Here is an 11,769-nt window from a genome sequence, read left to right as displayed (position 1 = left end):
CTGGAAGTTCTATTTAGCGTGCGAGTTTCGCGAAGACAGTGTGGAACGCTTCGACTGTTTTAGCGATTTGTTCTTCAGTGTGAGCTGTCGACAGGAACATGCCTTCGAATTGGGAAGGCGGCAAGTAAATGCCTTCTTCTGCCATCAAGCGGTAATAATCGGCGAACAAATCGGTGTCGGACGTTTTCGCTGTCGCGAAGTCGACCACACTTTCGTTTGTGAAGAAAAAGCCAATCATCGAACCTGCACGGTTAACTGTGTGCGGGATGTTGTATTTCTCAGCTGCAGCGCGGAATCCGGCTTCAAGCTGGTCGCCGCGTTCGATGAATGTGTCGTACGAGCTTTCATCAAGGCGGGACAAAGTTTCCAATCCAGCCGTCATCGCAAGCGGGTTTCCGGACAAGGTGCCTGCCTGGTAAATCGAACCGCTTGGTGCAACTTGCTGCATGATTTCACGCTTGCCGCCGAATGCGCCGACTGGCAAGCCGCCGCCGATGACTTTGCCAAGGCAAGTCATGTCTGGCGTAACGCCGTAATAGCCCTGTGCACAGTGGTATCCGACACGGAACCCGGTCATAACTTCATCAAAGATGAGGACAGTGCCGTTTTCCGACGTCAAGTTGCGAAGTTCCTGCAGGAAACCAGGGTTTGGAGGCACAACGCCCATATTACCGGCAACCGGTTCAACAATGACTGCTGCGATGTCATCGCCGAATTCCTGAAACGCCAAGCGGATGCTTTCAAGGTCATTGTAAGGTACCGTGATGGTGTTTTTCGCTACAGATTCGGGAACACCCGGTGAATCAGGCAAGCCCAGTGTCGCGACGCCTGAACCCGCTTTGATCAGCAAGCTGTCGGCATGTCCGTGGTAGCAGCCTTCGAATTTCAAAATTTTGCTTCGGCCGGTATAGCCGCGCGCAACGCGCAATGCGCTCATCGTTGCTTCCGTACCAGAAGACACCATTCGCACCATTTCAATGGACGGCACGCGTTTGATGACAAGTTCCGCCAATTCAGTTTCCAGCAAAGTCGGCGCGCCGAAGCTTGTGCCTGACTCGGCCGTTTTCTGAATGGCTGCGACCACTTCCGGATGGGCATGCCCTAAAATCAGCGGCCCCCATGACAGCACGTAGTCGATATATGTGTTGCCGTCGATGTCTGTGATTGTTGCGCCTTTGCCGGATGCCATAAATATTGGATCCATGTTGACCGATTTGAATGCGCGAACCGGGCTGTTGACGCCGCCCGGCATAACTTTTTTCGCTTCAGTGAATGCTGCAATCGATTTTTCGTAAGTCATTTATTTGCCCTCCAGCCAGCGTGCTGCGTCTTTTGCATGGTAGGTCATGATGATATCCGCCCCCGCGCGTTTCATGCTCAATAAGGTTTCCAAAACGATTTTCTCTTCGTCGACCCAGCCGTTCAGCGCGGCCGCTTTGACCATTGCGTATTCGCCACTGACGTTATAAGCGACGATCGGCAAATCGAAATTGTCGCGCACTTCACGGATGATGTCCAAATACGACAATGCCGGTTTGACAATCATGAAATCCGCGCCTTCTTCTACATCGGATGCGGCTTCGCGCAATGCTTCCAAGCGGTTCGCCGGATCCATCTGATAGGTTTTGCGGTCGCCGAATTGCGGCGTTGAGTGAGCAGCTTCGCGGAACGGCCCGTAATAAGCAGAAGAATATTTCACACCGTAAGACATAATCGGCGTGTTTTCAAATCCGGCTTCGTCCAGCCCGTAGCGGATCGCTGCTACGAATCCATCCATCATATTCGATGGCGCGATAATGTCCGCTCCGGCTTTCGCCTGCGACACTGCTGTGCGCGCCAATAAATCCAATGTTTCGTCGTTCAGGATAATGCCGTCTTCGATGACGCCGCAATGTCCGTGGTCTGTGTATTGGCATAAACATGTGTCCGCGATAACCACCAATTCAGGATGGCGCTCTTTCGCAAAACGGATTGCCTCTTGCGTGATGGCGTGATCATGGTACGCCTGTGAACCGACAGCATCTTTTTCGTTCGGCACGCCGAACAAGATGACCGATGGAATACCTAGTGACACCACTTCATCAAGCTCTGCGCCTAGCGTGTCCAAGGAGAAATGGTAAACGCCTGGCATCGAAGAAATCTCCGATTTAACGTTTTCTCCTTCTACGACGAAGATCGGGTAGATAAAGTCCTCTTTTTTGACGCTTGTTTCACGTACCATTGCGCGTATATTTGCAGATCCGCGCAAGCGGCGGTGGCGGTTGAATTTCAATTCAGTCATGTGTACAACTTCCTTTCGCGATTTCATTAACAAGATCGGTGTAAGTATATTTTTCGGGAATAAAGTCGGCGCGGCCGCCATGCGTGATGAGGGCCTCTTCCGTGACATGGCCGATCGCGGCAGTGCGGATGGCGTTGAAATCGCCGCCCACTTCCGCGTAGGCTCTGACTGCGGACGGGCTAGCAAACACAACGATGACTCCGCTCATGCGGCATAATTCCCGTGCATTCTCTATTTTAAGCGCCGTTTCGTAAATAATCCATTCATCCACCTGCAGCGGCATCCTTGCGATGGTGTTTTTCGCGAGCGATCCTTTGATGAACAGGCATTTTGCTTCGCCTGCCACTGCCGGGAATTCCTGTACGAAAACGTCCGCACTGTAGACGCTCGGTATGAAATCAGCTGTAAAACCGTATTGCGCTAATTTCTCGGCAGTTTTTTCGCCGACAGCGGCAATTTTTGCATGGGTCTGGATGTGCAGTTGGCCGAACGCATCCGCGCTTGTTGCGCTCGTGAAGATCAACCAGCCGTAACAGTCGAAATCCGGCAGTTGGGACTGCCGGACCGATGTTTCTATGAGCGGCAAATAAATTGCCTCACCGCCCAAAGACGCTGTCAGGGCCATGGCCCCTTCCGGCTCTTTTGACCCGGTGAAAATGATGGTTTCGCCTGTCAATGGCAGTTTATCAGACATTGCTCTCAGCTTTTACTTTTTGGATCAAGTCGTAGCCGCCTTGTGCACTGATGCGCGCAGCAACATCTTTGCCTGCTTCGATCGGGTCGCTGTGGACTGCTGATTCTTTGAATACCTGTTCAGCATCCGGGGAAGAAATCAAGCCTGTGAATGACACTTCGCCGTTTTCGACTGTCGCGTAGCCGGCAATCGGCACTTGGCAACTGCCGTCCATGTCTCTTAGGAATTGGCGCTCAGCGTTAACCGCTAATGCTGTATCGTCGTCGTTGACTTTTGCGAGTTCCGCAAGCAATTCTGCATCTTCTTCGCGGCATTCGATAGCGAGCGCCCCTTGGCCGATTGCCGGTAGGCATTGGTCGATTTCAAGAAACTCCGTAACGATTTCATCTTTCCAGCCCATGCGCTTCAATCCCGCAGCCGCTAGAATGATGGCATCGAAATCACCCGATTTCAGTTTCTCCAAACGTGTATCGATGTTTCCGCGAATCCACTGGATGTCGATGTCCGGGCGCAGCAATAATAATTGCGAACTGCGGCGCAGGCTGCTCGTACCGACAACTGCTCCGACTGGCAAGTCCATGAATTTCACATGATTATTGGCGATAAAAGCGTCGCGCGGGTCTTCACGTTCAGGGATGCAGCCGATAACAAGCCCTTCCGGCAGTACTGACGGCATATCTTTCATGCTGTGGACAGCAAAATCGATTTCCTTATCGAAAAGTGCTTGTTCAATTTCTTTGACGAATAAGCCTTTGCCGCCGACTTTCGATAACATGACATCAACGATCCGATCGCCTTTTGTGACGATTTCTTTGACTTCGAATTCGAACGGCGCGCCGGCCGCTTTTAATTTATCGATAAACTGGTTGGTTTGTGTCAACGCCAGCTTGCTTCTTCTTGAACCTACAATAATTTTTCTCAAATAAATCCTACCTTTCTAGTACCAGAAATGAAATTCAGATAAACGGCTGCCGAGGAAGAAATTCACCAGCAGCAATAAAAACGCATAGATATGGGCCATCGCATACGAACTGCCGTTCAATGCCCCTTTGCGGTGGCGGTACAGCAAAATGCTGTAGACGATCAGCAAGATGAACGAGCCGATGATTTTCACGTCCAACAGCGAAAACTGTTCAAGCGAGATATACGCCCATTGCAGCCCGAGCACGAGCGACACGAACAACAGCGAGATGCCGGTGAGGATTGAAATCGTCATGCCCTGTTCGGTCTGGCCGAGCGATGGTAAATTGCTCCATTGCTTCGTCCACTTCTTCTTTTTCAGCAGCCGGTATAAAACCATGTGCAGCGCTGAAAAGACGAACGACAGCGAAAATGCGACATACGATAAAATCGCAAACGTAATATGGATCAATAATAATTCCGACACCAGCGCTTCTCCTATCGGCGAACGTTCAATCTGCACCGGGGCGAATGTATGGATCGTCATAAAAATGAAGCCAATGATGTTAATGAAAAATACCGCAAAGTCGAAGCGATAGAATATCCGCAATACAAGCGACAGCGTCACCAACAGCCAGGCATAGAAATAAATGCCTTCAAACAGCGTTAATATTGGAAATCGCTGCGTCTCTATAATGTACAGCGTTAAAAAGACGGTCTGCAGCAGCCAGACGACGCCAAGCAGCGTCATCGCGATGCGGCTCGCCCGCTTTTCCTTATATAAATAATCGAAAAAATAAAAGACAAGGCTGACAGCATATAGAATAACCATAGCTTCGTGCAGCCTTGCCATTGTTATATCAGCCATCCTATTCCCCTTCGTTTCCATAGTTAAAGGCGTTCCGCATCTACATAGTAACATATAGATCCGTGAACGCCTCTTTAAGAAAGCTTAAAATGAATATCCGGGAGTTTCTTGTTTCCGCTGTTCCTGTGCTTTATCAGCTTTGGCTCTTACAGCGTTTGTCTGCTTCTCTATTTCAATTTCCACTTCATCTTCAATACCGAAAATCTGCTGGAACAATTCCAGCTGCTCACGCGATTTAGGCGCGCCGGCCATTTCCTTCGCTTGAAGGATCGGCTCTTTCAGCAATTGATTGATGATTGATTTCGTATGTTTGTTCAATATTTTCTTTTCACGGTCGGTCAAGTCAGGCATTTTGTTTTCGATGCTGGACATTGTCTCTGCTTGGATCGTCAAAGCTTTTTGGCGCAAAGCCGAAATGACTGGAACCACGCCGAGCGTCGTAAGCCAATCGTTGAACTGAGACGTTTCGCCATCGATCATCGTGACGATTTGGCGCGCTGCGCGTTCGCGTTCTGCAAGATTCGCTTCCACGATGCCTTGCATATCATCGATATCGTACAAGAACACGTTTGGCAAATCAGCGATACGTGGATCGATATCGCGTGGAACCGCAATGTCCACCATGAACAACGGTTTGCCTTTGCGCAATTTATCAACGAACTCCATCAATTGGAGATCAATGACGAAATCTGTAGCACCCGTTGAAGAAATCAAGATGTCCGCTTCCAGCAATGCACATTGCAATTGCGTCATCGGCTTCGCGTTGCCGTTGAATTTATCCGCAAGTATTTCCGCTTTTTCAAACGTCCGGTTAATGACCGTCACTTTATCAGCGCCGCTGCCTTGCAGATTCTTGATGGCCAGCTCACCCATTTTACCCGCGCCTAAGATGACGACATGCTTGTTTTTAAGCGTGCCGAAAATCTTCTTGCCGAGTTCAACAGCCGCATAAGAAACCGATACGGCATTCTCGCCGATCGCCGTTTCCGAATGCGCTCTTTTCGCAAGAGTCACTGCTTGTTTGAATAATTGATTGAAAACCGTTCCGGTCGTACCGAATTCTTGCCCTGATAGGAAGCTCGATCTCACTTGTCCGAGAATCTGCGTCTCCCCGAGGACCATCGAATCGATGCCGGCTGTGACGCGGAACAAATGTTCAACCGCTTCGTCTTTTTCATGAACGAATAAATACTGCGAGAACTCTTCTTGCGACAAACCGAAATAGTCCGCAAGAAATTGCTTCACATAGTAACGCCCTGTGTGAAGCTGGTCCACCACCGCGTAAATCTCCGTCCGGTTGCACGTAGAAACGATGACGTTTTCCAATATGCTTTTCTGGTTTTTTAACGCCTGCATCGCTTGTGGAAGATCCGTCTCGATAAACGAGAGTTTTTCACGAATTTCCAAAGGAGCTGTGCGATAGTTCACCCCGACCACTAAAGTATGCATGGGTTCAAAACACCTTTCACGTTCAATATTTCATATAACTTTATTATACCACTACTAAAGTTTTATAATCTTTCACAAATGTGAACAAGACATGAAAACTCGAGTTTATTTATATTCATTATAAAGTAAGTTTAGCAAAGGCCCGGTGCATCAACAAGCATAACGCTCTTAGTCGAAATAGTGCGAGAACTTGGAGTGTGCGTGTAGTAAATTGTGAGCGGATTAGGAGTTTGTTTGCGGAATAATTGATTTGTTTGCAGAATCCACCCGTTTGTTTGCAGAATAAACGATTTCTTTGCAGAATCCTAATTTACTTGCAGCATTCCAATTTTCACTTGCGCCATATCCGGGTTTATTTGCGGCAAACTCGTTTTAATTGCAGCAAAGGGATTTTCACTTGCGGCAAACTCCGATTTACTTGCAGCAGCCCTTCTCCCAATAAAAAACGCGCAAGCTCAGCTGCGCGTTTTTACTCGTTTATTGTCCGGCTGTTTGAGCCAGTGGCGCAAGCCTTTGCCGGCATGCGGCTCGTCGTTATAGCGCGGCAAGATGTGGAAATGGCTGTGAAGAATCGACTGGTTGGAAGCCGCGCCAACGTTCCAGCCGAGCGTGTAGCCGTCCGGTGCGTATTTCGCATCGAGCAACGTTTTCGCTTTGTGCAGCAATTCGAATGTATCCCGCCATTCTTCCGGCGTCAGTTCGAAGGTATCGACGCGATGGGCTTTTGGCACAATGACGCCGCTGCCTTCCAGGACTTCTTGTTCGAAGCTATGCTGCAGAAAGAAACAGCTGGCGTTTTCCAGCACGATTTGCTGATGCTTATCTTCATGTGGGTTGCAGAATGGGCAATTTTTTTCTAGGGCCATAATCAAACTCCTTGGATTTTTTTCCATTATATCAAAAAAAGCGCAGCCGAGGCTGCGCTTTTCCACTGTTACATTCTTTTCTCGATTTCTTGCCAAGCCACGTCTTTGCCAAGCCCTGTTTCAGAGGAAAAGACGATCAACGGATCGCGCTTGTCCATCTCGAGCGTTTCGCGGACGATTTTCTTATGCTTGTCCCATTTGCCTTTCGGAATCTTATCCGCTTTTGTGGCAATGATGATGCATGGAATGCCGTAATGCTTCATAAAGTCATACATCGCAACGTCTTCGCGGCTCGGCGCGTGGCGCAGGTCGACGATCTGGATGACCGCTTTCAGCTGTTCGCGGTCTGTGATATAGCGTTCGATCATCTTGCCCCATGCTTCGCGCTCCGATTTGGAGACTTTCGCGTAGCCATAGCCCGGTACATCGACATAGAAAAGCTGTTCTTCAATTTTATAAAAGTTGAGCGTCTGCGTTTTCCCAGGTTTTGAAGAAATGCGGGCCATACTTTTACGCCCAATCATTTTATTGATGAAAGACGATTTGCCGACATTCGAGCGGCCCGCTAAAGCGAATTCCGGTAAGCCGTCTTCCGGATACTGATCCGGGCGGACAGCGCTGATTACAAGTTCTACGTTATGGACAATCATTCACTTACTCCTTCTAATGCGATTTCAAGTGCTTCGTCAGCCTGGGAAACGAGTTTGAACGTCAATTCCTGGCGGACGCTTTCCGGAATGTCCTCGATGTCCCGCTCGTTGTCCAACGGCAAGATGATCGTTTTCAATCCGGCGCGGTGCGCACTCAATGTTTTCTCTTTGACTCCGCCAATCGGCAGAACCCGTCCACGCAACGTGATTTCACCAGTCATGCCGACTTCACGGCGGATCGGCCGTTTTGTCAAAGCGGATACTAACGCAGTTGCAATGGTGATGCCTGCGGATGGGCCGTCTTTTGGCACGGCGCCTTCCGGAACGTGGATGTGGATATCCTGCGTTTCATAGAACATCGGATCGATTCCAAGTTCTTCCGCTTTCGAGCGCACAAACGACAGCGCAGTCTGAGCGGATTCCTTCATTACGTCGCCCAGTTTACCAGTCAGTTGCAACTTTCCTTTGCCGGGTGACAATGACACTTCGATCTGCAGCGTATCGCCGCCGACTGCCGTGTAAGCAAGCCCGGTTGCAACGCCGACTTGGTTTTCCGTTTCAGCCATGCCGTAGCGGAATTTGCGTTTGCCGAGGTATTTCTCAACTTTTGCTGCATCCACTTCGACTTTCGCTTTTTCGCCTGATACGATTTCTTTCGTCACTTTTCGGCAGACGGAAGCAATTTGGCGTTCCAAGCCGCGGACACCCGCTTCACGTGTATAAAAGCGCACGATGTTCATCAAGCCGTCGTCTGTAAAATGCAGCTGCTCATCTGTCAGCCCGTGTTCTTTCAATTGCTTCGGTGCCAAATGGTTTTTAGCGATCATTTGCTTTTCAGCTTCTGTATACCCCGCTATCGAAATGACTTCCATCCGATCGCGCAATGGTCCTGGGATCGAACTCAGGTCATTTGCCGTCGCAATAAAGAGGACATTCGATAAATCATAGGTTTCTTCTATATAATGGTCGCTGAACGAATTGTTCTGTTCCGGGTCCAATACTTCAAGCATTGCCGAAGACGGATCTCCACGGAAATCAGATGACATCTTATCGATTTCATCCAGCAAGAATACCGGATTGACGGTTCCTGCCTTTTTCATCCCTTGAATGATGCGGCCAGGCATCGCGCCGACATAAGTCCGGCGATGGCCGCGGATTTCCGATTCGTCGCGCACGCCGCCAAGCGAGATGCGGACGAATTTGCGGTCCAGCGATTCTGCAATCGATTTAGCGAGCGACGTTTTCCCGACGCCGGGAGGCCCAACGAGGCAAAGAATCGGCCCACGCAACGATTGCGTCATCTGGCGCACCGCCAAATATTCAAGGACGCGTTCTTTCACTGTCTCCAAACCGTCATGGTCCCGGTCGAGGACGTCTTCCGCATGCTTGATGTCGAGGCGGTCTTCAGTAGATTCCGACCATGGAATCGTTACAAGCCATTCGATGTAATTGCGGATAATCCCGCTTTCCGCCGCAGCTGAAGGCAATTTTTCGTAACGGTCCAGCTCTTTAAGAGCAGCTTTCTCTGTTCCTTCCGGCATACCGGCTTCTTCGATGCGCTTTTTCAAGTCGACGATTTCAGCTGACTTGCCATCTTTGTCGCCAAGCTCAGACTGGATCGCTTTCATTTGCTCGCGCAAATAAAATTCTTTCTGCGTCTGCTCCATCGATTTTTTGACGCGCTGGCTGATGCGTTTTTCCAAGTCGATGACTTCTTGTTCATTGTGGAGGCGGCGAATCAGCGTTTCGAGGCGTTTTTCCACATCGAATAACTCCAGCACTTCCTGCTTTTCGGACAGTTTGAACGGCAGATGAGAAGCTACCATATCCGCCAAGCGACCTGGTTCTTCGATATCGGCAACGGTGTTATACGTTTCTGTCGTCACTTTTTTCGAAGCTTTGACGTATTTCTCGAAATGCTCAAGCAACAAACGCATCAATGCGTCTTGTTCTGCCGTTTTTTCTTCCTCATCCGGATAAGAAGACACATCAACCGCTGTATACGCGTCGCCTTCGTTGTAATTTTTCCACTTGCCGCGCTCGAGCCCTTCGACCAGCACACGGATTGTGCCGTTTGGCAGTTTCAGCATTTGCTTGACCTTCGCCAACGTCCCTATCTTATACAAATCATCTTTTCCGGGCTGTTCATTGCCCACTTCCGTTTGCGTTACAAGGAAAACGATGCTATCTTCCAGCATTGCCTGTTCGAGCGCCGCCACCGACCGTTCACGGCCGACATCAATATGCAGCACCATTGTCGGAAAGACCAATAGTCCCCGCAGCGGCAATAAAGGCACGCTCTTGCTTGTTTTTCTCTTAGCCATTGAAATACCCACCTCCGGGTTAAATTTAAAAACTGGTTGACATCGATAACTTGATTTAAATTTCGTTTTAAATAAATAATTGAGGAAAATAATACCTGATAATTAAAGAGAAAGCACCTGAGCACTGGAAATTTCGTCCTTGGCAAACCGGCAATTAAAAAACGGGCCTTCCTCTGAACGCGCGAAAACGCACGATCAGAGTCAGCCCGTATCATCCTTTGCCACCCAACTTTTACGGGCAAGTGATCCAGCTTGCGCGGAAGATCAATTGGCCGCTAAAGTCCGATTGGTCCACCAACTAACAGGGGGTTAAACTCCCCACTGATTGAAGTTTCACTTATATCCAACTATCATGCCGGATTATGCGGATGTTTTTTCGTTATTGCCTTCTTTAAATTCAGAGCCATCTTCCAAAATGAGTTTCGGCTGTGCTTTTTCAGTGATCGTTTCTTTTGTAATGACACATTCAACGATGTCTTCGCGAGAAGGCAAATCAAACATAACATCAAGCATCGTATTCTCGATGATTGAACGGAGTCCGCGTGCGCCGGTTTTGCGTTCAATTGCCAATTTCGCAATTTCAACCAAAGCGTCCGGTTCGAATGTCAATTCAACGCCGTCCAATTCCATCATTTTCTGGTATTGCTTGATCAATGCATTTTTTGGTTCAGTCAAAATCTGCACCAATGCGCCTTCGTCCAATTGCTCAAGGCTCGCCAATACCGGCAGACGCCCGATAAACTCAGGAATAAGGCCGAATTTCAGCAAATCTTCAGGAATCAATTGGCTAAGCAATGATTTGTCGTCCAATTCTTCTTTGTTCGGATCTGCACCGAAACCGATGATTTTACTGCCGAGGCGGCGTTTGATGATTTGTTCGACGCCGTCGAATGCTCCACCAACGATGAACAAGACGTTCGTCGTATCGATCTGGATGAATTCCTGATGAGGATGCTTGCGCCCTCCCTGTGGTGGCACGCTAGCAGTTGTTCCTTCAAGAATTTTCAGTAAAGCTTGCTGAACGCCTTCACCTGAAACATCGCGTGTAATCGATGGGTTCTCGGATTTACGAGCCACTTTATCGATTTCATCGATGTAGATAATGCCTTTTTCAGCGCGTTCTACATCGTAGTCCGCTGCTTGGATTAATTTCAGCAAAATGTTTTCAACATCTTCGCCTACATAGCCAGCTTCAGTCAATGAAGTCGCATCCGCAATTGCGAAAGGCACGTTCAAGATGCGGGCCAAAGTCTGTGCCAGCAAAGTTTTCCCGCTGCCTGTTGGTCCGATCAAAACGATATTCGATTTAGACAATTCCACATCGTCGATTTTGCTCTGGGAATTGACGCGTTTGTAATGGTTGTAAACAGCAACAGCAAGCGATTTTTTCGCTTTTTCCTGGCCGATTACATAGCCGCCGAGAATGTCCATGATTTCTCTTGGTTTCGGGACTTCCTTGAACTCGACTGCTTCTTCCGTACCTAGCTCTTCTTCTACGATTTCCGTACAAAGCTCGATACATTCGTCGCAAATATATACACCTGGTCCTGCGACCAGTTTACGGACCTGTTCTTGCGGTTTTCCGCAGAAAGAACATTTTAAATGATCTTTTTCGTCATTGAATTTGAACAATGTATCCACCCCTATTCAAGCCATTATCTTACAAGATTATGCTCATTGTAGCAACTAATTAGAATTCCTACAAAAAGTAAGCTCTTATGTAGTACGGCATTTGCG

General features: G+C 48.7%; 10 protein-coding genes. All 10 read right to left on the bottom strand.

What is annotated here, in order from left to right:
* Positions 1–13: 13 nt before the first annotated feature.
* The 10 genes from hemL to clpX all read right to left on the bottom strand — a co-directional run bounded on the left by hemL (position 14) and on the right by clpX (position 11,664).
* Positions 14–1,300, bottom strand: a complete 1,287-nt coding sequence (gene hemL / locus AC4EHB_RS01025) for a glutamate-1-semialdehyde 2,1-aminomutase (RefSeq protein ID WP_490980439.1) — start codon at positions 1,298–1,300, stop codon at positions 14–16.
* On the bottom strand, positions 1,301–2,281 hold the full coding sequence (gene hemB, locus AC4EHB_RS01020) for a porphobilinogen synthase (protein ID WP_490973738.1): 981 nt from the start codon (positions 2,279–2,281) through the stop codon (positions 1,301–1,303). It abuts the gene before it with no gap.
* Positions 2,274–2,975, bottom strand: a complete 702-nt coding sequence (locus AC4EHB_RS01015; RefSeq protein WP_490980438.1) for a uroporphyrinogen-III synthase — start codon at positions 2,973–2,975, stop codon at positions 2,274–2,276. The genes hemB and AC4EHB_RS01015 overlap by 8 nt, the downstream gene beginning before the upstream one ends.
* A complete protein-coding gene (gene hemC, locus AC4EHB_RS01010) occupies positions 2,968–3,897 on the bottom strand; it encodes a hydroxymethylbilane synthase (RefSeq protein WP_490980437.1) in 930 nt (309 codons plus the stop codon). The genes AC4EHB_RS01015 and hemC overlap by 8 nt, the downstream gene beginning before the upstream one ends.
* Positions 3,898–3,912: 15 nt before the next feature.
* Positions 3,913–4,743, bottom strand: a complete 831-nt coding sequence (gene ccsA / locus AC4EHB_RS01005; RefSeq protein ID WP_490973735.1) for a cytochrome c biogenesis protein CcsA — start codon at positions 4,741–4,743, stop codon at positions 3,913–3,915.
* 84 nt (positions 4,744–4,827) lie between these two features.
* The gene (gene hemA, locus AC4EHB_RS01000; RefSeq protein WP_490973734.1) at positions 4,828–6,192 is read right to left on the bottom strand and encodes a glutamyl-tRNA reductase; all 1,365 of its coding nucleotides are present in this window, start codon (positions 6,190–6,192) and stop codon (positions 4,828–4,830) included.
* 455 nt (positions 6,193–6,647) lie between these two features.
* Complete coding sequence (locus tag AC4EHB_RS00995; RefSeq protein ID WP_490980436.1) at positions 6,648–7,058, bottom strand: HIT family protein; 411 nt, start codon at positions 7,056–7,058, stop codon at positions 6,648–6,650.
* Positions 7,059–7,126: 68 nt separating this feature from the next.
* A complete protein-coding gene (gene yihA / locus AC4EHB_RS00990) occupies positions 7,127–7,708 on the bottom strand; it encodes a ribosome biogenesis GTP-binding protein YihA/YsxC (protein ID WP_490980435.1) in 582 nt (193 codons plus the stop codon).
* The gene (gene lon, locus AC4EHB_RS00985) at positions 7,705–10,032 is read right to left on the bottom strand and encodes an endopeptidase La (RefSeq protein ID WP_490973731.1); all 2,328 of its coding nucleotides are present in this window, start codon (positions 10,030–10,032) and stop codon (positions 7,705–7,707) included. Before lon ends, yihA begins: the two co-directional genes overlap by 4 nt.
* Before the next feature lie 360 nt (positions 10,033–10,392).
* On the bottom strand, positions 10,393–11,664 hold the full coding sequence (gene clpX, locus AC4EHB_RS00980; protein WP_490973730.1) for an ATP-dependent protease ATP-binding subunit ClpX: 1,272 nt from the start codon (positions 11,662–11,664) through the stop codon (positions 10,393–10,395).
* Positions 11,665–11,769: the final 105 nt, after the last annotated feature.

Source organism: Planococcus sp. TJ-302 (assembly GCF_058268455.1).
Note: the sequence above shows the minus strand (reverse complement) of the source record. Positions and strands in the feature narration are given on the sequence as shown.